Annotated in this window: 19 protein-coding genes; 14 read left to right on the top strand and 5 right to left on the bottom strand. The window is 72.1% G+C overall.

The window, feature by feature from the left end; translation table 11 throughout:
- Positions 1-3: 3 nt before the first annotated feature.
- From ACSBPG_RS28680 to ACSBPG_RS28670, 3 genes are read left to right on the top strand one after another with little or no spacing between them, the layout of a single operon-like run.
- Positions 4-1,062 carry a TRAP transporter substrate-binding protein gene (locus ACSBPG_RS28680; protein WP_435540669.1) on the top strand — a complete coding sequence of 353 codons (1,059 nt, stop codon included), beginning with the start codon at positions 4-6 and terminating at the stop codon, positions 1,060-1,062.
- Positions 1,059-1,625 carry a TRAP transporter small permease gene (locus ACSBPG_RS28675; protein WP_435540668.1) on the top strand — a complete coding sequence of 189 codons (567 nt, stop codon included), beginning with the start codon at positions 1,059-1,061 and terminating at the stop codon, positions 1,623-1,625. Before ACSBPG_RS28680 ends, ACSBPG_RS28675 begins: the two co-directional genes overlap by 4 nt.
- Positions 1,618-2,916, top strand: coding sequence for a TRAP transporter large permease (locus ACSBPG_RS28670; protein ID WP_435540667.1), 1,299 nt, complete (start codon positions 1,618-1,620; stop codon positions 2,914-2,916). Before ACSBPG_RS28675 ends, ACSBPG_RS28670 begins: the two co-directional genes overlap by 8 nt.
- A gap of 40 nt (positions 2,917-2,956) precedes the next feature.
- On the opposite strand, the gene ACSBPG_RS28665 is transcribed toward ACSBPG_RS28670, so the two are convergent.
- Complete coding sequence (locus ACSBPG_RS28665; protein WP_435540666.1) at positions 2,957-3,994, bottom strand: MBL fold metallo-hydrolase; 1,038 nt, start codon at positions 3,992-3,994, stop codon at positions 2,957-2,959.
- Between the two features lie 164 nt (positions 3,995-4,158).
- Here ACSBPG_RS28665 and ACSBPG_RS28660 point away from each other — a divergent pair, with 164 nt between their 5' ends.
- The 7 genes from ACSBPG_RS28660 (at position 4,159) to ACSBPG_RS28630 (ending at position 11,483) form a co-directional block, all read left to right on the top strand.
- Positions 4,159-5,538, top strand: a complete 1,380-nt coding sequence (locus tag ACSBPG_RS28660) for a methyl-accepting chemotaxis protein (RefSeq protein ID WP_435540665.1) — start codon at positions 4,159-4,161, stop codon at positions 5,536-5,538.
- The gene (locus ACSBPG_RS28655) at positions 5,535-6,581 is read left to right on the top strand and encodes a zinc-binding dehydrogenase (RefSeq protein WP_435540664.1); all 1,047 of its coding nucleotides are present in this window, start codon (positions 5,535-5,537) and stop codon (positions 6,579-6,581) included. The genes ACSBPG_RS28660 and ACSBPG_RS28655 overlap by 4 nt, the downstream gene beginning before the upstream one ends.
- 129 nt (positions 6,582-6,710) lie before the next feature.
- Positions 6,711-7,913 carry an ABC transporter substrate-binding protein gene (locus tag ACSBPG_RS28650; RefSeq protein WP_435540663.1) on the top strand — a complete coding sequence of 401 codons (1,203 nt, stop codon included), beginning with the start codon at positions 6,711-6,713 and terminating at the stop codon, positions 7,911-7,913.
- Positions 7,914-8,037: 124 nt separating this feature from the next.
- Complete coding sequence (locus tag ACSBPG_RS28645) at positions 8,038-8,904, top strand: branched-chain amino acid ABC transporter permease (protein WP_435540662.1); 867 nt, start codon at positions 8,038-8,040, stop codon at positions 8,902-8,904.
- Between the two features lie 34 nt (positions 8,905-8,938).
- Positions 8,939-10,000 (top strand): branched-chain amino acid ABC transporter permease, encoded by a 1,062-nt coding sequence (locus ACSBPG_RS28640; protein ID WP_435540661.1) that lies wholly within the window; start codon positions 8,939-8,941, stop codon positions 9,998-10,000.
- Complete coding sequence (locus ACSBPG_RS28635) at positions 9,997-10,761, top strand: ABC transporter ATP-binding protein (protein ID WP_435540660.1); 765 nt, start codon at positions 9,997-9,999, stop codon at positions 10,759-10,761. The genes ACSBPG_RS28640 and ACSBPG_RS28635 overlap by 4 nt, the downstream gene beginning before the upstream one ends.
- Complete coding sequence (locus ACSBPG_RS28630; RefSeq protein WP_435540659.1) at positions 10,761-11,483, top strand: ABC transporter ATP-binding protein; 723 nt, start codon at positions 10,761-10,763, stop codon at positions 11,481-11,483. The genes ACSBPG_RS28635 and ACSBPG_RS28630 overlap by 1 nt, the downstream gene beginning before the upstream one ends.
- A 113-nt stretch (positions 11,484-11,596) precedes the next feature.
- Here the strand turns inward: ACSBPG_RS28630 and ACSBPG_RS28625 are convergent, their stop codons facing one another.
- Positions 11,597-12,535 (bottom strand): helix-turn-helix transcriptional regulator, encoded by a 939-nt coding sequence (locus ACSBPG_RS28625; RefSeq protein WP_435540658.1) that lies wholly within the window; start codon positions 12,533-12,535, stop codon positions 11,597-11,599.
- A 283-nt stretch (positions 12,536-12,818) separates the two neighbouring features.
- On the opposite strand from ACSBPG_RS28625, the gene ACSBPG_RS28620 reads away from it, so the two are divergent.
- The 4 genes from ACSBPG_RS28620 to ACSBPG_RS28605 are packed head-to-tail and all read left to right on the top strand — an operon-like array spanning position 12,819 to position 17,266.
- Positions 12,819-13,283, top strand: coding sequence for a DUF4863 family protein (locus tag ACSBPG_RS28620; protein ID WP_435540657.1), 465 nt, complete (start codon positions 12,819-12,821; stop codon positions 13,281-13,283).
- A 27-nt stretch (positions 13,284-13,310) separates the two neighbouring features.
- Entirely contained in the window at positions 13,311-14,912 is a 1,602-nt protein-coding gene (locus ACSBPG_RS28615) for a benzoate-CoA ligase family protein (RefSeq protein WP_435540656.1), read from the top strand.
- Entirely contained in the window at positions 14,899-15,687 is a 789-nt protein-coding gene (locus ACSBPG_RS28610; protein WP_435540655.1) for an alpha/beta fold hydrolase, read from the top strand. The genes ACSBPG_RS28615 and ACSBPG_RS28610 overlap by 14 nt, the downstream gene beginning before the upstream one ends.
- A 28-nt stretch (positions 15,688-15,715) precedes the next feature.
- Entirely contained in the window at positions 15,716-17,266 is a 1,551-nt protein-coding gene (locus tag ACSBPG_RS28605; protein WP_435540654.1) for a 3,4-dehydroadipyl-CoA semialdehyde dehydrogenase, read from the top strand.
- Positions 17,267-17,502: 236 nt separating this feature from the next.
- Here the strand turns inward: ACSBPG_RS28605 and ACSBPG_RS28600 are convergent, their stop codons facing one another.
- From ACSBPG_RS28600 to ACSBPG_RS28590, 3 genes are all read right to left on the bottom strand, one after another.
- On the bottom strand, positions 17,503-17,742 hold the full coding sequence (locus ACSBPG_RS28600; protein ID WP_435540653.1) for a YlcI/YnfO family protein: 240 nt from the start codon (positions 17,740-17,742) through the stop codon (positions 17,503-17,505).
- Between the two features lie 89 nt (positions 17,743-17,831).
- Positions 17,832-18,194, bottom strand: a complete 363-nt coding sequence (locus ACSBPG_RS28595) for a hypothetical protein (RefSeq protein WP_435540652.1) — start codon at positions 18,192-18,194, stop codon at positions 17,832-17,834.
- On the bottom strand, positions 18,187-18,549 hold the full coding sequence (locus ACSBPG_RS28590; protein ID WP_435540651.1) for a toxin-antitoxin system TumE family protein: 363 nt from the start codon (positions 18,547-18,549) through the stop codon (positions 18,187-18,189). The genes ACSBPG_RS28595 and ACSBPG_RS28590 overlap by 8 nt, the downstream gene beginning before the upstream one ends.
- Positions 18,550-18,807: the final 258 nt, after the last annotated feature.

The following is an 18,807-nucleotide window of genomic DNA, read 5'->3' as shown; positions in this document are numbered from 1 at the left end:
CGGATGTTCAGAACGACGCAGAGCTGGCTCAGCCGTGCCGCGGTGGCGCTGCTGCTGGCGGTGGCCGCCATGGTCGCACCCCGGGCGCAGGCCGAGACGGTCAAGCTCACCATCTCCCACTATCTGCCGCCCTCGCACACGATCCAGAAGGAGCTGACGCGCTGGGCGGAGGAGCTGGGCGAGAAGTCGGGAGGGCGGCTCCAGGTCAGCGTCTTCCCCTCCGGCCAGATGGGGCCGCCGCCGCGCCAGTTCGACCTGGCGCGCACCGGCGTCGCCGACATGGCCTTCTTCCTGCACGGCGCCCTGCCCGGCCGCTTCCCGGTGACCGAGGCCTCCCACCTGCCCTACGCCTTCAACCGCACCGTGGACGGGGCGCGCCGGACGTTGAGCGTCGCCGACGCCTCCGCCATCCTCACCAGTCTGTCCGTGCATCTGGAGAAGGAGCACGAGGGGACGCGCATCCTGTACGCGCTCGCCTCGCCGACCGTCAGCCCGTACCTGCGCAAGGGGACGGCGCGCGCACCCGGCGATCTCGCCGGCCTGCGCATCCGCCACAACGGTCCCATCACCTCGGCGCTGCTCGGCGCCTGGGGCGCCACCGCGGTCGCCATGCCGCCGTCGGAGCTGGCCGACGCCATGGACAAGGGCACCCTCGACGGCATCCTCTTCAATTTCGAGGCGGCGCACGCCTTCCAGCTCGCCAAGAGCGTGGAGTCCGTGACCGACCTCAAGGCCGCGGCGGCGACCTTCGCGCTGGTGATCAACAAGAGGGTCTACGACGGCCTGCCGGCGGACCTGCGCCGGCTGATCGACGAGACGACCGGCGTCGCCGCGGCGCGCCGGGTCGGCGCGCTGTTCGACGAGGCGGAGGCGGCGGGGCGGCGCTATCTGGAGGAGAGCGGCGTCACCATCGTCGAGCCGACGGCCGAGCAGGCCGCCGCCTTCGAGGCCGCCGCCGCCCCGCTCGCCGACACCCTGATCGCCGCGACCGGCGACAAGGCGCCGGCGGTCCGCGCCTTCCGGCAGGCGCTGCAGGAGCGTGTCGCGAAGGGCGCGCCATGAGTGGGCGCCGCACAAGCGCGGGCGGCCCCGCGCCCGGCCCCGTCGATCCCACGCCGCCGGCCGCCCGGGCGCTGACGCTGCTGGCGGCGGCGGCGCTCGCGGTGATGATGCTGTGGACCATCGCCGACATCGTGCTGCGCCTGCTCTTCCGCTGGCCGCTGGCCGGCTCGGTCGCCCTGGTGGAGACCACGCTGGTGCTGGTGGCGCTGCTGGCCCTGCCGGAGTGCCTGGGGCGCGACGACCAGATCAAGGTCGACGTCTTCGACCACCGGCTGGGCCGGCGCGGCCTGTTCGCCCTGAAGCTGGTGGGCGACCTGGCGATGCTGGCGTTCATCCTGCTGCTGGCGTTCACGATGATCCAGCCGATCACCGACGCCTGGCGGTTCTGGGACCTGAAGCCGGATCTGCCGGTGCCGATCGTGGCGCTCCTGGGCGCCATCGAGGTGGCGCTGGTGGTCTCCGCCGTGGTGCTGGTCCGCAAGATCGTGCGGACCTGGCGGTCGGCGCGGCCGGGTGCCGCCGCCTGGTCGCAGGTCCGCATGGGGGAGGTTGCCGGTGACTGACACCCTGATTGGCTTCGCCGGCATGGGCGTGCTGGTGCTGCTCATCCTGGCGCGCATCCCCGTGGGCGTCGCGCTGGGCCTCGTCGGCTTCGGCGGCTACGCGGCGCTGGCCGGCTGGACCAAGGCGCAGTTCGTGTTCGGCGCCGTGCCGCTGGAGCTGACCTCCGCCTACGGCCTGTCGGTGCTGCCGCTGTTCACCCTGATGGGAGCGCTGGCGACCATGGCCGGCCTGTCGGCCGACCTGTTCCGCGCCAGCGACGCCCTGTTCGCCGGGGCCCGCGGCTCGCTCGCCATGGCGGCGATCGGCGCGTCGGGCGCCTTCGGGGCGGTGTGCGGGTCGTCGGTCGCCACCGCGGCGACCATGGGGCGGATCTCCATTCCCGAGATGCTGCGGGAGAACTACTCGCCGGCGCTGGCCGCCGGGGCGGTGGCGGCCGGCGGCACGCTCGGCATCCTCATCCCGCCGTCGCTGATCCTGATGATCTACGCGATCATCGCCCAGCAGCCGGTGATCAAGCTGTTCGCCGCGGCCCTCGTCCCCGGCCTCGTCCTGACGGCGCTCTACGTCGCCACGGTGATGGTGTGGACCCGGCTGCGGCCGGACGCGGCGCGGCCGATCGAGCGGGACGGCGGGGTGGGGACGCTGCGCGTCCTGCTCAACGTCGCCGACGTCGCGGCGCTGTTCCTGGTGACCTTCGGCGGCATCTATGTCGGCTGGTTCTCGCCGACGGAAGCCGCGGCGGTCGGCGCCTTCGGCGCGCTGCTGCTCGGCCTCGGCCGGCGGACGCTGAAGACGCTGGGCATCGTCGGGTGCTTCACCGAGACGGCGCGCACCACCGCCAACATCGTCCTCATCGTCATCGGCTCGACGATCTTCTCCTACTTCGTGGTGCAGACGGGCATCGCCCGGAGCATCGTCGACTGGATGGCCGGCACCGGCCTGCCGCCGCTCCTGGTGATGGCCCTGCTGGTGCTGGTCTACATCTTCCTCGGCTGCTTCCTCGAAGGCATCGGCATGGTGCTGGTGACCGTTCCCGTCTTCCTGCCGCTGGTGGTGGCGAACGGCTACGACCCCGTGTGGTTCGGCGTCCTGCTGGTCATCGTCGTCGAGATCGGCCTCATCCACCCGCCGGTGGGGATGAACCTGTTCGTCATCCGCGCCCAGGCGCCGGAGATCCCGCTGCGCGACATGTACCTCGGCGTCCTGCCCTTCCTGGCGGCGCCGCTGCTGCTGATCGTGCTGCTGCTGCTGTTCCCGGACCTGGCCCTGTGGCTGGCCGGGCAGGTGTGAAGGCACGGGCCGCGCCGGACCACCCGCCCGCCTGCCCGTCTCACCCCGCGCTGCGGTAGAGCAGCGTCCCGCCCGCGTCGGCCTCGGCGGCGAGGGCGCCCTTGGCGACGAGGTGGTTGATGTGGGCGAGCGCCTCGCCGACGGCGAATCCCAGCTGGTGGGCGTCGAGGGCGCGGCGGAACAGCACCGGCACCAGGTCGGCGCAGCTCCGCGGGGCGGGGCGGCAGGCCTCCAGGATGAGGTCGCAGCGGTGGGCGTGGTGCGCCTCCAGCTCGGCGACGCGGGTGTGCAGACCGCGGAAGGGCAGGCGGTGGGACGGCAGCACCAGGGTGTCCTCGGCCGTCGTCGCACGGATCTCCGCCAGCGAGTCCAGGAACTGCGTCAGCGGGTCGGCCGTCGGCTGCATCATGAACACGCTGACGTTGGGCGTGATGTGCGCCAGCACCTGGTCGGCGGACAGGAACAGCCGGTCGGCCGGGCAGTGGAGCAGCGCCTGCTCGGGCGAGTGGCCGCCGCCGGTGAGGACGCGCCAGTCGCGCCCGCCCATGCGCAGGCTGCCACCCGGCATCAGCCGCTCGAAGGAGGGCGGCAGGCCGGTGACGCGGGAGAGATAGCCGAGTCCGCGGCCCAGCAACTGCTCCACCGCCTCCCCGCCGAGGCCGCAGCGCCGGTAGAAGGCGGTGTAGGCCGCCGTCGCCGCCTCGTCGCGCGGCTGCATCAGCAGCCGGCTGAACAGATACTCGCTCTGGGTCATGTGGAACGCCGGGGCGAAGCGCTCGTGCAGCCAGCCGGCCAGGCCGACATGGTCGGGATGGTAGTGGCTGACCACCAGCCGCACCACCGGCCGGCCGCCGAGCGTGGTGGCGAGCAGGCCTTCCCAGATCTCCTGGCTCGCCGCGTCGCCGATGCCGGTGTCGAACACGCTCCAGCCGTCCGCCTCCTCGAACAGGTAGAGGTTGACGTGGTCCAGCGCGTAGGGGAGCGGCATGCGCAGCCACAGGACGCCGGGCGCCACTTCGACGGTGGTGCCGACCGGCGGCGGCTCGGCCAGGGGATAGAAAAGGGGGCTGCTGGACATCGTGACCTTTGGATGGGGTGCGAAGGATTTTTCATGGAAGGCGGACGAAAGTGCACTATACTGCATGAGCCGGGCCTGCACAACGAGCCGCCGGCGCAACGAAGAGACGGCGCCGGCCAACGACATCGTCGTCCGGCGACGCGCGCACAAGGGGGGAGGGAACATTGTCCGAAGCCGAAGGGATCGTCTCCCAGGTCTCCAGCGAAGCCGGGCAATTGGGGCTGGAGGTCGCCGACATCGTCGGCCGGGTCGACGGCATCCGCACGCGCCTGAACCATCAGGCGGAGGTCTTCCGCTCGCTGCAGGACGCGTCGGCCGAGATGGCGCGCAGCAACGACCGCATCCGCTCCGCGGTGGCGGCGGCGCGCGACGCCGGCAGCCACGCCCGCGACACCACCGCCCATTCCCAGGCCGTGCTCGACCAGGCGCTGACCACCATCCGCTCGCTGGTGACGATCGTCGACCAGATCGCCGTCGAGGCGACCGGCCTCGACGACACGCTGCAGCGGGTGACCCGCATCGCCCAGACCATCTCCTCCATCTCCAAGCAGACCAACCTGCTGGCGCTGAACGCCACCATCGAGGCGGCGCGCGCCGGCGCCGCGGGGCGCGGCTTCGCCGTGGTCGCGCAGGAGGTCAAGGTGCTGGCGCGCCAGACCAGCGACGCCACCGACGAGATCGGCGGCACCCTGGGCGCGCTCTCGGGCAAGCTGGCCGCCCTGGCCAAGCACGCCGGCGACAGCCGCCACCAGGCGGCCTCGGCGCGCGACGCGGCCGACCGGATCAGCGACGCCTACGTCAAGACCAACAGCGCGCTGCAGGACATCGAGGCGGGCGCCGACGAGATCGCCGGCGCCGCCATCCAGATCGGCGGCCGCTGCGACGAGTTCGCCGTCCGCTTCGCCGGGCTGGGCGAGGACGTCCGGACCTCCGACGGCGAGATCGGCGAGATCGCCAAGCGCACCGACGCGCTGCTCGACATGTCCGAACGCCTGATCGGCCTGACCGCCGACGCCGGGGCCGAGGGGCCCGACACCCCGTTCGTCCGGCTCGCCCGCCACACCGCGGCCGACGTCGCCGAACGCCTGGCCGCGGCCGTCGCCGAGGGCCGGGCGAGCGTCGCCGACCTGTTCGACGACCGCTACGTCCCGGTGCCCGGCAGCGATCCCCAGCAGCACACCACCCGCTTCGGCGAGCTGCTGCGGCGCAGCGAGACCGCGACCATGGACGCGGTGACCGCCCGCGACCCGCGCATCGTCGCCACCGGCATCTTCGACCGCAACGGCTTCATGGCGGCGGTCGATGCCCGCTACGCCCAGCCGCAGCGCCCCGGCGACCCCGCCTGGAACAGCGCCAACTGCCGGATCGCGCGGATCTACAAGGACCGCACCGCGGCCAAGGCGTGCGCCAACCGCAGGCCCTTCCTGGTGCAGACCTACCGGCGCGACATGGGCGGGTCCTATGTCTTGCTCAAGGACGTGTCGGCGCCGATCCTGGTGGACGGGCGGCTGTGGGGCTGCCTGCGGATCATCTACAAGGCGTGAGGGACATCATGCGGGCGGTCCAGTTGCTGGGGCGGGGCATCGCCGAGCCGGTGGCGGTGCGCGAGGTTCCGGTACCCGAGGCCGGCGACGGCGAGGTGCTGGTGCGCGTCCGCGCGGCGGCGCTCAACCGCGTCGACATCTACATGCGCGACAGCGGCGCCGGCATCACCCACGCCCTGCCGCAGATCATGGGCGTGGACGGCGCGGGCACGGTCGAGGCGTGCGGCCCCGGGGTGTCCGGCGTTGCCGCCGGCGACGCGGTGGTGATCTATCCCGGCCTGACCTGCGGCGCCTGCGAGTTCTGCCGGAACGGCGAGCCGGTGCTGTGCACGCGCATCCGCATCCTCGGCGAGCAGACCGACGGCACGCTCGCCGAACGGATCGCCGTGCCCGCCGGCAACCTCTTCCCGGTGCCGGCCGGCCTGTCGTTCGCGGAGGCGGCGACCCTGCCGACGGCCTATCTCACGGCCTGGCGCATGGTGGTGACGAAGGCGCGGGTGACGGCGGGCGACAGCGTGCTGATCTTCGGCGTCGGCGGCGGCGTGTCGCTGGCGGCGCTGCAGATCTGCCGGCTCCTGGGGGCGCGGACGATCGTCACCTCGGGCAGCGACGACAAGCTGGAGCGCGCGCGCGCGCTCGGCGCCGACGTCGCGGTCAACCACCGCACCGCCGACGTGGTCGCCGCGGTGATGGCGGCGACCGGCAAGCGCGGCGTCGACGTGGTGGTCGACAACGTCGGCCAGGCCACCTGGGGCTGGGGCATGCGCTCGGTGGTGCGCGGCGGCCGCATCGTCTGCTGCGGCGCGACCAGCGGCGCCCACCCCTCGGCCGACCTGCAGCGCCTGTTCATCCGCCAGATCCAGGTGATCGGCTCGACCCTCGGCAACCCCGCCGAACTGGCCGAGCTGCTGGCGTTCGTCGCCGAACGCGGCCTGCGCCCGGTGGTCGACCGGGTGTTCCCGCTGGAGGAGACGGCCGCCGCCCTCGATTACCTTGACGCCGGCCAGCATTTCGGCAAGGTGGTGGTGCGCATCGACGGATAGTCGGGCTGCAATATAGTGCGTGTCAGGCTACATTCCGTATTGCTGCGCATATCTGCTGGCACTATAATGCATGCTCCCAGCAAGAAGCCGCTGAGCGGAACCGGGCGGAACAAGGAGGAGCGCGCTGCCATGACCATCGACCGTCGCACCCTGTTGAAGGCCGGCGTCGCCGCCGGCGCCTTTGCCGGCATCGCCGGCGCCGCCGGGCTCCCCGGACGCCTGGTGCGGGCCGACACGGCGCCGTTGCGCATCGGCGCCATGATGCCGTTCACCGGGACCTACGCGGCGCTGGGCGAGGCGGGCGTCAACGGCCTCAAGCTGGCGCTGGAGATGAACGGCAACAAGCTGGGCGGCCGCCCGGTGGAGATCATCACCCTGGACGACGAGGCCGAGCCGTCGCGCGCCCCGGCCAACGCCAGCAAGCTCGTCAAGGGCGACAACGTCGACGTCCTGTTCGGCACGGTGCACTCCGGCGTCGCCATGGGCATGGTCAAGGTGGTGCGCGAGACCGGCACCCTGCTGGTCATCCCCAACGCCGGCGTCGGCGCCGCCACCGGCCCGCTGTGCGCCCCCAACATCTGGCGCACCTCCTTCTCCAACTGGCAGCCCGCCTTCCCCATGGGCAAGGTCGCCTACGACAAGGGCTACCGCAAGGCCGTGTCGATCAGCTGGAAGTACGGCGCCGGCGAGGAGGCGGTGGGCGGCTTCAAGGAGGCCTTCGAGGCGGCCGGCGGCGAGGTGGTCAAGGAGATCATGGTGCCGTTCCCCAACGTCGAGTTCCAGGCCAACCTGGCCGAGATCGCGGCGCTGAAGCCGGACTGCGTGTTCACCTTCTTCGCCGGCGGCGGGGCCGTGAAGTTCGTCAAGGACTACGCCGCGGCGGGCCTGAAGGACAGCGTGCCGCTGCTGGGGTCGGGCTTCCTCACCGAGGGCACCCTGCCGGCCCAGGGCGAGGCGGCGGAAGGGCTGCTGACCACCCTGCACTACGCCGACACCCTCGACATCCCGGCCAACAAGTCGTTCCGCGAGGCCTACAAGAAGGCCTTCGGCAAGGAGGCCGACATCTACGGCGTGCAGGGCTACGACGCCGGCCTGCTGCTGATCGCCGGCTTCGCCGCCGTGAAGGGCGATGCCGCCGCCAAGGCCGAGCTGTACGCCGCCATGGAGAAGGCCAGCATCGACTCGCCGCGCGGCGCCCTGACCTTCTCGCCCTCGCACAACCCGGTCCAGGACATCTACCTGCGCGAGGTGCGCGGCGGCCAGAACGTGGTGCTCGGCGTCGCCGCCCCGAAGCTGGCCGACCCGTCGCGCGGCTGCAAGATGAAGGCCTGATACCGACGTGCCCCCACCCTGCCCATGCTGACGCATGGGTCCCCTCCCTCCCCTGCGCGGCGGGGGAGGGAGAGGGTGGGGGCAAACCGCGTGTCTCAACGACGCAAGGCAAGGAGGCGGACCGGTGGACGCTGGTTTTCTGCTCGTCCAGGTGTTCAACGGCGTCCAGTACGGGCTTCTCCTGTTCCTGATCGCCAGCGGCCTGACGCTGATCTTCGGCATCATGGGCATCATCAACCTCGCCCACGGCGCCTTCTACATGCTGGGAGCCTACGTCGCCTACTGGGCGGCGGACATGACGGGCAGCCTGCTGCTCGCCATCCTGATCGCCGTGCCGGCGGTGGCCGCCTTCGGCTACCTGATCGAGCGGGTGCTGCTGGTCCACCTCTACGAGCGCAACCACCTCGACCAGGTGATGCTGACCTACGGGCTGATCCTGGTGCTCAACGAGCTGCAGCGCATCACCTGGGGCAGCGACGTGCACGGCGTCGCCATTCCGGACGCGGTCGGCGCCTCGATCCCGCTGACCGACACCCTGGCCTTCCCGGCCTACCGCATCGTCCTCACGGTGGTGTGCGCGGTGCTGGCGGCGGCGCTGTTCCTGATCATCCAGAAGACGCGCTTCGGCATGTGGGTGCGCGCCGGCGCCAGCAACCGCGAGATGGTGGCGGCGCTGGGCATCGACGTGAAGCTGCTGTTCGCCGTCGTCTTCGCCGCCGGGGCGGCGCTCGCCGGCTTCTCCGGGGCGATCGTGGCGCCGCTCTCGTCGGTCTATCCCGGCATGGGCGACGCGGTGATCGTCGTCAGCTTCGTCGTCGTGGTGATCGGCGGCATCGGCTCGGTCAAGGGGGCGCTGCTGGGGGCCCTGCTGATCGGGCTGGCCGACACCTTCGGGCGGGTGCTGCTGCCCGATTTCGCCAGCCTGCTGGTCTACGCGGTCATGGCCGGGGTGCTGCTGTGGCGGCCCAACGGCCTGTTCGCCCGCGCCTGAACGGGGCCGGGCGATGCCTGAAAGGGAAGATGCGATGGGTTCTTCGTCGGGCCGCTGGCGCCGCGTGGCCGGCCTGCTCCTGCTGCTGGCGGCGCTGCTCGCCGTCCCGCTGGCCGGCACTCTGCTGCCGGACAACCAGAGCGAGTTCCTGGTCCAGCAGGTCACCACGGTCATGATCGCCGGGCTGCTGGCCATGAGCCTCGACCTGCTGGTCGGCGTCGTCGGGCTGGTCAGCCTCGGCCACGCCGCCTTCTACGGGCTGTCCGCCTACCTCCTGGTGCTGGCGACGCCGGAGTACGAGGCGCCGTCGCTCCTCACCACGGTGCCCCTGGCGGTCGCCGGCACCGCCGTGGTGGCGGCGGCGATCGGCGTCCTGGTGCTGCGCACCAGCGGCATCTACTTCATCATGGTGACCCTGGCGGTCGGCCAGATGCTCTTCTACCTCTTCAACGATTCCAAGATCGCCGGCGGCTCCGACGGCGTCTACCTCTTCGTCCGCCCGAACCTCACGGTCGGCGACGTCACGGTGCTCGACTTCGAGAACAAGCTGCACTTCTACTACGCCACCCTGGCCGCGCTGGCCGCCGCCTACGGCGTCCTGCGCATGCTGCTGGCCTCGCCCTTCGGCCAGGTGATCCGCGGCATCGGCATCAACGAGGGGCGCACCCGCAGCCTCGGCTACGACGTCTTCGCCTACAAGCTCGTCGCCTACGTCGTCGCCGCGACCCTGGCCGCCGTCGCCGGCGTGCTGGGCGCCTCGCAGTACGGCTTCGTCAACCCCACCATGCTGGGCTGGCACGCCTCGGGGACGGTGCTGGTGACCGTCATCCTCGGCGGCATGGGCACCCTGATCGGGCCGGTGCTCGGCGCCTTCGCGGTGGAGATCCTGCGCCACGTGCTGGAGCATCTGACCAGCCACTGGCTGCTGCCCTTCGGCGTGCTGATCATCCTCATGGTGCTGGCCCTGCCGGGCGGGCTGGCCGGGCTGCCGGCGCAGCTCGGCGCGCTGCGGCGGCGGCCGGCCGGCGGCCCGGCGCCGCGGCGCCCCGTCATGGCGCCGCCCGCCGCCATCCCCGCCCCGGAGACCGACCGATGAGAGCCGCGACCACCGTCCTGGAGGCCCGCGGCCTGACCAAGGCCTACGGCGGCGTCATCGCCGTCAACAAGGTCGACTTCACGCTGGCGGCGGGCGAGGCGCACGCGGTGATCGGCCCCAACGGCGCCGGCAAGAGCTCGCTCATCAACCTGCTGACCGGCCACATCGCGCCGTCGGCCGGCGCCATCACCTTCCACGGCCGCGCCATCGCCGGCCTGCCGCCGCACAAGGTGGCGCGCCTCGGCATCGGCCGCAGCTTCCAGAAGACCAACATCTACACGCGCCTCACCTGCTTCGAGAACTGCTGGCTGGCGGCGCAGGCGCGCCTGGCGCACTCCATGCGCTTCTTCCGCCCCGCCGCCAGCCGCCGCGACGTGCGGGGCCACGTCGAGGAGGCGCTGGAGACGGCCGGCCTGGCGCACCGCGCCGGCACGCCGGCGGCGGCCATGAGCTACGGCGAGCAGCGCCAGCTCGAGATCGCCATGGTGCTGGCGACCGGGCCGAAGATGCTGGCGCTCGACGAGCCGATGGCCGGCATGGGGCGCGAGGAGTCGGAGCGGGTGGTGCGGCTGCTGCTCGACCTGCGCACCCGCTACCCGCTGCTGCTGGTGGAGCACGACATGGACGCGGTGTTCAGCATCGCCCACACCCTGACGGTCATGGTCAACGGCCGGGTCATCGCCTCGGGGCCGACGCAGGAGGTGCGCAACAGCCGCGAGGTGCAGGAGGCCTATCTGGGCGACGGCGAGGAGGCGTACTGATGCGGACCGACGGCATGCCGATCCTGGTGGCGAAGGACCTCCACACCTTCTACGGGCCGAGCCAGGTGCTGCACGGCGTCGACTTCCGCGTCCACGCCGGCGAGACGGTGGCGCTGATGGGGCGCAACGGCATGGGCAAGACGACGACCCTGCGCTCGATCCTCGGCCTGGTGCGGCCGCGCAGCGGCCGGGTCGAGGCGTTCGGCGCCGACGTCACCAACGCCGCCACCCCGGCGATCGTGCGCCGCGGCATCGGCTACGTCCCCGAGGGGCGGGGCATCTTCGCCAACCTGTCGGTGCGCGAGCATCTGGTGATGGCGGCGCGCAAGGGCGCCGGCGGGCGCGCCGACTGGACCTACGAGCGGGTGCTGCACTGCTTCCCGCGGCTCGCCGAGCGCATCGACAGCCAGGCCACCACCCTGTCGGGCGGCGAGCAGCAGATGCTGTCGATCGGCCGGGCGCTGATGACCAACCCCGAGCTCCTCGTGCTGGACGAGGCGACGGAAGGGCTGGCGCCGCTGATCCGCAAGGCGATCTGGCAGGTGATCCGGGAGATCAAGGACACCGGCATCGCCACGGTGATCGTCGACAAGAACGTCGACGTGCTGCTGGGGCTGGTCGACCGCGCCACCATCATGGTCAAGGGCCGGATCGTCTACGACGCCCCCGCCGCCGCCCTGAAGGCCGACCCGGCCGCCCTGCGCACGCACATCGGGGTGTGAGGGAGGGCACGCGTCGGTCCCCCCTCCCGGCCTCCCCCCACTTTGCGGGGGGAGGAGTCGAGCCCTCCCCCGCGCAGTGGGGGAGGGTTGGGTGGGGGGCCGACGCGACCCCCCTACCGCGCCCCCACCGCCGGGGCGAAGCAGTCGGCGCACAGGGCGATCAGCTCGGCGGCGCAGTCGTCGACGCTGCGGCCCGAGGTCTCCAGCACCGCGTCGGCGCGGCCGTAGAAGCTGCTGCGCGAATCGAGGATGGCCTGGAGGTCGTCCATGGCGCGCTGCATGTGGCCTTCCATCGGCCGGGTGTCGCCCTGCTCGACGACGCGCTGCATGTGCTCCTGCGGGGTGGCGCGCAGCCACACGGTGAAGCAGGAGGACAGCAGCAGCTCGAAGGTCTCGGGCTCGGAGACGATGCTGCCGCCGGTCTCGATCACCGCGCGGGGGTGCTGGGCGACGGTCATCTGCAGGGCGTTCAGCTCGAGCCGCCGGTAGCCCTTCTGGCCCATGGCGATGAAGATCTCCGGCATGTCCATGCCGGCGGTCTGCTCGACCAGCGAGGTCAGGCGGATGTACGGCACGTGGTAGTGGCGGGCGAGGATGCGCCCCAGCGTCGTCTTGCCGGCACCGCGCAGCCCGATCAGGGCGACCCGCCCGGACGGCGCGCGGTGGCCGCCGTAGCGCAGCCGCAGCAACTGGTAGGCCGCCTTCTGCTCCTCGCGCGACAGCGATTCCAGCAGGCGCTTGGCCATCGCCAGCTCCGGGTTCTCCTCGCGCGGCTCCTCCAGCAGGCTGGTGATGTCGGTGTCCATGGTCTGCGCCAGGCTCCACAGCACGTTGACGCTGACGTTGGCCTGGCCGGTCTCCAGTTGCGCCAGATAGCGCTCCGACACGCCGGACAGCTCCGAGAGGACCCGGCGCGACATGCCGCGGCGCGCCCGCTGCCGGCGCACGCTCTCGCCGAGGCGGTGCGCCAGCTCGGTGAGCTGCGCCGGCGTCGGCGGGGCCGGATCGCTGGCGGCGGGCTCGGTCGCGGCATCGGGTCGGCGCTTGGCCATCAGGCTTCCTCGGGACGGGGACTGAACGGACTCATTTAGCATGTCCACCGGGGCGCGGAAGCCCCGATTTGGCCCGGCGGCACGGCCAAATCGGGGGGCGCTCCAACGTTTCTGCATTATACTGCAGAAAACCACCGCTGAGAACGATTCTCAGCGGGGTTTCGGCGCGCTGAACATGCATTATTATGCTTCCGACCGAGTTTCGCATGCGCTATAATACGCCCTGCGCGCTTCCGGGGGAATCCGGAGCCGCCCGATATCGTCGCTGACAGCAGGGGCGGGCATGTCGAAAGACGCATTCAAGACGCTGGTGCGCTCGGTGACCGACCGCATCGCCGGCCGGCCGCTCGACGGCGGGCTGGAGACCTTCCTCAACGAGACCTTCCCGCCGGACGGCCGGACCTTCCAGGACATCGAGGCGATGTGCCGGCAGGGCGCCGACGAGGGCTGGATGTGCGAGCGCGAGCACGGTGGCATCCGCTTCGGCCGGGTGCTCGCGGCCGATCCCGAGCTCGCCGGCTTCAGCGTCGACGTGGTGCGCATGGCCGACGTGGAGGGCCCGCACCACCGGCACCCCGACGGCGAGATCGACATGGTGATGCCGATCACCCCGGACGCCCGCTTCGACGGCACGCCGCGGGGATGGAAGGTGTACGGCCCGGACAGCGCGCACCGGCCCACGGTGAGCGAGGGGGCCGCGTACGTCCTGTACCTGCTGCCGGGCGGCAAGATCGAGTTCACCCGGTAAACCGGGGCCAAGAGGGGAGGGGACACGGTGAGCGAATCCGAGGCCGGGGCGGCGGCGCCGTCCGGCAGTCTGCCGCGCGAGTTCAACGCGGTCGACCTCTTCATCCATCGCCACGCCGCGGCCGGACGCGGCGATGCGCCGGCGGTGATCGACGACGGCGGCCGCTACAGCTACGCCGAGCTGGGCGAACGGGTCGACCGCTTCGCCAACCTGCTGCGCGCCCAGGGGGTGGCGCTGGAGGAGCGGGTGGCGCTCTGCCTGCTCGACACCATCGACTTCCCGACCGCGTTCTGGGGCGCCATCCAGGCCGGCGCCGTGCCGATCCCGCTGAACACCCTGCTGACCACCAAGGACTACGACTACATGCTGCGCGACAGCCGCGCGCGGGTGCTGGTGGTCAGCCAGCCGCTCTACGAGAAGGTGGCGCCGGTGCTGGGCACCCTGCCGTGCCTGCGCACGGTGATCGTCTCGGGCGACGACGCCGGCGGCCACGAGCGCCTCGACACGCTGCTCGCCGCCGCGCCGGCGACCCGGGAGGTCGCCTGCACCACCTGCGACGACGTGGCGTTCTGGCTCTACTCCTCGGGGTCGACCGGGGCGCCCAAGGGGACGATGCACCTGCACCGCAACCTGGTCGCCACCGCCGAGAGCTTCGGCCAGGGCGTGCTCGGCCTGCGCCCCGACGACGTGCTGTTCTCCGCGGCCAAGCTGTTCTTCGCCTACGGCCTCGGCAACGGCATGACCTTCCCGTTCTACGCCGGGGCGGCCGCCGTGCTGATGGCCGAGCGGCCGACGCCGGACAGCATCACCCGGGTGATCGCCGCCCAGCGCCCCACCGTGTTCTTCGGCGTGCCCACCCTGTACGCCTCGATCCTCGCCGCGCCGCCGGAGATCCTGGAGCGCCGCTCCGACCGGCTGCGGCTGTGCGTCTCGGCCGGCGAGGCCCTGCCGGAGGACGTCGGCCGGCGCTGGGAGCAGCGGTACGGCGTGCCGATCCTCGACGGGCTCGGCTCCACCGAGATGCTGCACATCTTCCTCTCCAACCGCCGCGGCGACGTGCGCTACGGCACGTCGGGCCGGGCCGTGCCCGGCTGCCGGGTCAAGGTGGTCGACGACGAGGGGGCCGAGGTGCCGGTGGGCGAGCTGGGCGAGCTGGTGGTGAGCGCGCCGTCCGCCGCCATCGGCTACTGGAACCAGCGGGAGAAGTCGCTGAAGACCTTCCGCGGCCCGTGGACCCACACCGGCGACAAGTACTACAAGGACGCCGACGGCTATTTCCACTACGCCGGCCGCATCGACGACATGCTCAAGGTGTCGGGCAACTGGGTGTCGCCGACCGAGGTGGAGAGCACCCTGATCTGTCATCCCGCGGTGCTGGAGGCGGCGGTGATCGGCAGCGACGACGGCAGCGGCCTGGTCAAGCCCAAGGCCTACGTGGTGCTGAAGAACGGCGACGCCGGCTCCGACGCGCTGCGCCAGGAGCTGCAGCAGTTCACCAAGTCGCGCCTCGCCCCCTACAAGTACCCGCGCGAGATCGTCTTCATGGAGACCCTGCCCAAGACCGCCACCGGCAAGATCCAGCGCTTCAAGCTGCGGGCGCTGGAGGAGGACGTGCATGCCGCCCCGTGACGCCGCGGGCATCCTCGACGTCGCCGGCGCCGCCCTGGAGTACCGCTGGATCGCCCCCGCCGGCCGCGACCGGCCGGTGCTGGTCTTCCTGCACGAGGGGCTGGGCTGCGTCGCCCTGTGGAAGGACTTCCCCGACCGGGTCGCCGCGGCGACCGGCTGCGGCGCGCTGGTCTACAGCCGCGCCGGCTACGGCCGCTCCTCGCCGGTGCCGCTGCCGCGGCCGCTGCGCTACATGCACGACGAGGGGCTGGAGACCCTGCCGGCGCTGCTCGATCTGCTGGACCTGCGCGACGTCGTGCTGGTCGGCCACAGCGACGGCGGCTCGATCGCGCTGATCCACGCCGGCAGCGGCGCCGCCGACCGGGTGATCGGCCTGATCCTGGAGGCGCCGCACGTCTTCAACGAGGACGTCTGCGTCGCCAGCATCGCCCAGGCCGCCGAGGCCTACCGCGAGGGCGGGCTGCGCGCCAAGCTGCAGCGCCTGCACGGCGACAACGTCGACGTCGCCTTCTGGGGCTGGAACGGGGCCTGGCTCGATCCCGGCTTCCGGCACTGGACCATCGAGGAATACCTGCCGGGCGTGCGCGTCCCGGCGCTGGTCATCCAGGGCCGCGACGACGAGTACGGCACGGACGCCCAGTACCGCGCCGTCGCCGCGCAAAGCGGCGGGCCGGTGGAGCTGCTGATCCTCGACCGCTGCGGCCACTCCCCGCACCGCGACCAGGCCGACGCGACCCTGGCCGCCATGGACCGGTTCATCCGTGCCCTCGCCTGAGCGGCCGCCCGCGACAAGGAGCATCGCCATGAGACTGCAGAGCTATCTCGCCGGCCGCTGGCAGGACGGCGCCGGCGCCGGCACGCCGCTCGTCGACCCGGTGACGGGGGAGGAGCTGGCGCGGGCGAGCGGCGACGGCCTCGACCTCGCCGCGGCGCTGGCCCACGCCCGCGACGTCGGCGGGCCGGCGCTGCGCCGCCTCACCTTCGCCGAGCGGGGCCGCCTGCTGGCCGACGTCGCCGGCGTGCTGGCCGACCAGAAGGCGCGCTACGCCGAGATCGCGCTGCGCAACTCCGGCAGCACGGCCGGCGACAGCGCCTTCGACATCGACGGCGGCATCGGCACCGTGAAGTACTACGCCGGCCTCGGCCGCAGGCTGGGCGACGCCCGCGTGCTGGCCGAGCCGGGCGACGAGCAGCTCACCCGCGACGAGGCGTTCCGCGCCATGCACCTGTGGACGCCGGTGCACGGCGTCGCCGTCCACATCAACGCCTTCAACTTCCCCTCCTGGGGCCTGTGGGAGAAGGTGGCGGTGGCGCTGCTGGCCGGCGTGCCGTGCCTCGCCAAGCCGGCGACCGCCACGGCGTGGCTGGCCCACGAGATGGTGCGCGACGTCGTCGCCGCCGGCGTGCTGCCGGACGGCGCGCTGTCGCTGCTGTGCGGCGGCGGGCGCGACCTGATGGACCATCTGCGCCCGGGCGACGTGGTCGCCTTCACCGGCTCGGCCGACACGGCGGCGCGCCTGCGCGCCCACCCCAACGTGATCCGCTCCACCATCCGCTTCGCGGTCGAGGCGGACAGCCTGAACCTCTGCTGCCTCGGCCCCGAGGTGACGCCGGACGACCCGGAGTTCGCCCTCTTCGTGCGCGAGGTGGTGCGCGAGATGACGGTGAAGGCCGGCCAGAAATGCACCGCCATCCGCCGCGTGCTGGTGCCGCGCCGGCACCTCGACGCGGCGGTGGCGGCGCTCGGCGCGGCACTCGCCAAGGTCGTCGTCGGCGACCCGCGCGACCCGGCGGTGACCATGGGCCCGCTGGTGAGTGCGGCGCAGCAGGCGGCCGCCCGCGACGGCCTGGAGCGCCTCGCCGCGGAGACCCGCGTCGCCGTCGACGGCGGGCCGGCCGTGCCGGCGTCCGGCTGCTTCGTCGGCCCGACCCTGCTGGTCTGCGACGCGCCGCGCCAGGCCCGCGCCGTGCACGAGGTGGAGGTGTTCGGGCCGGTCGCCACCGTGATGCCGTACGACGACGCGGACGACGCGGTGGACCTCGCGCTGCGCGGCGGCGGCTCGCTGGCGGCCTCGCTGTTCAGCCGCGACGAGGGCTTCGCCGCCGATTTCACGCTCGCCATCGCCGCCGCCCACGGCCGGGTGCTGATCGTCGACGAGTCCGTCGGCAAGACCCACTCCGGCCACGGCGTGGTGATGCCGCAGTGCGTCCACGGCGGCCCCGGCCGCGCCGGCGGCGGCGAGGAGCTGGGCGGCCTGCGGGGCCTGCGCCTCTACCTGCAGCGCACGGCGGTGCAGGGCAGCCGCGGCCGCCTCGCCGCGCTGGCGGCGCGCGCCGCCGTGGCGACGCTGTAGGCGCGGCGCGGCGGCGCACGGCTACGGCGGGCTGTTCGGGCTGACACCGCCGAGCCGAAACTCTGACACACGTTTGTCCCCACCCTGACCCTCCCCCGCTTCGCAGGGGAGGGAACCGGAGCCCTCCCCTGCGAAGCGGGGGAGGGAGGGGACCCGCGGCGCAGCCGCGGGGAGGGTGGGGGCAGGAGGTGTGTCAGCCATTCCGCTCGACGGTATGATTTCCTAGGCGGGAGGGCTCAGCCGGGGTCATCCCCCGCCGGGGGCGGGGCGTCGGGAGCCTGGTCGAGCACGGCCAGGAAGTCCGCCTGCCGCCCCTGCGCCGCCTCGTTGCGCAGGTAATCCAGGGTCATCACGCTGGCCATCTTCTCGGCGGCGGCGCTGGCGATGAACTGGTTGACCGACACGCCGTCGCGGGCGGCCAGTTCCTTGATCGCGCGGTGCACGGACTCCGGCAGGCGGATGGTCAGGGCGGTCATGGGAGCGTCTCCGGAAGGTGCCGGGAGGGGGCAATCGACGCCGACGAGTCCCGCAGGCACCAAGGCCCTCCGGCACCCCTGCGGTCGCGTCAGGCGGCGAACCGGATCGTCGAGGCGATCTCGTCAACGGGCATGATGAGGCGGCCGTCGGCGTCCCGCTCGATCAGGCCAAGCTCTTCCAGCGCCGTGACGTCCTCATGGACGCGCTTCACGTCCCGGCCCAGGTCGCGCGCCAGCGCCCGGATGCTCTCGGCCGGCGTGCGCCGCAGGTGGCGCAACAGGTCGTAGCGCTTCGGCGTCAGGACGGCGCGCAGCGCCGCCCAATCCTCGAAATAGAGCCGGTCGGTCGGCTCGATCGCCTCTCCCGCCTCGGCCGCCTTCCAGGCGGCGGCCACCTCGGCCGCGGCCCGCGCCAGCGCGCTTTCGGTGACGCTGATCTCCCGCTTAACCATGGTCTCTCCTCCACGCGGCGACGGCTTCCAGGACATCGGCCAGCAACGACTCCACGCCCGAGAAGTGGTAGGGCTCCTCACGGCCGTCCACGTGCCGGAGATCGCCCTTGCCCCACTCGTTGTCGAAGCCGATCACGCGCCGGCCGTCAACGATGTAGGCCAGCCGGTATGTGAAGCCGTGCGTCGTCGGCGGCACCGGTTGCGGCACTCGCCAGACCACCATCTCGGCGAAATCCCGGTCCCCGAAGACGACCCGGCGGCGGATCACGAGTGTCGCCCGCATGCCGGTATGCTGCGAAAAGACCCGTGTTGGCGTCAAGCGCCATCCATCCGTGGGGCCGCGGTCCGCGGTCATGTCCACAACAAGTCATACTGTAGTAAAATTGCCGCTTAGAGATAATGAGCGCCCACCGCGGGCACATATACAGGCGGCAACAGCCGTCCTCTCAGTTGATTGTCTGCACCTAAGCGGGCGGCTGACGACCCACTCTGTCAGTCAAGGCTTGGCGCGCTTTATCGGCTTTCAGAGAAGCGAGGTAATTGCTCACGGGGTTGGCGAAAAGGGTTGCCGCGGGGCTCGGAATATGAGTCAACGTGTGGATGGAGAAGCCGC

This window comes from Azospirillum sp. ST 5-10 (assembly GCF_051225715.1).
Classification (GTDB): domain Bacteria; phylum Pseudomonadota; class Alphaproteobacteria; order Azospirillales; family Azospirillaceae; genus Azospirillum.
The sequence above is the reverse complement of the archived record's forward strand: the minus strand, read 5'-3'. Positions and strand labels throughout refer to the sequence as shown.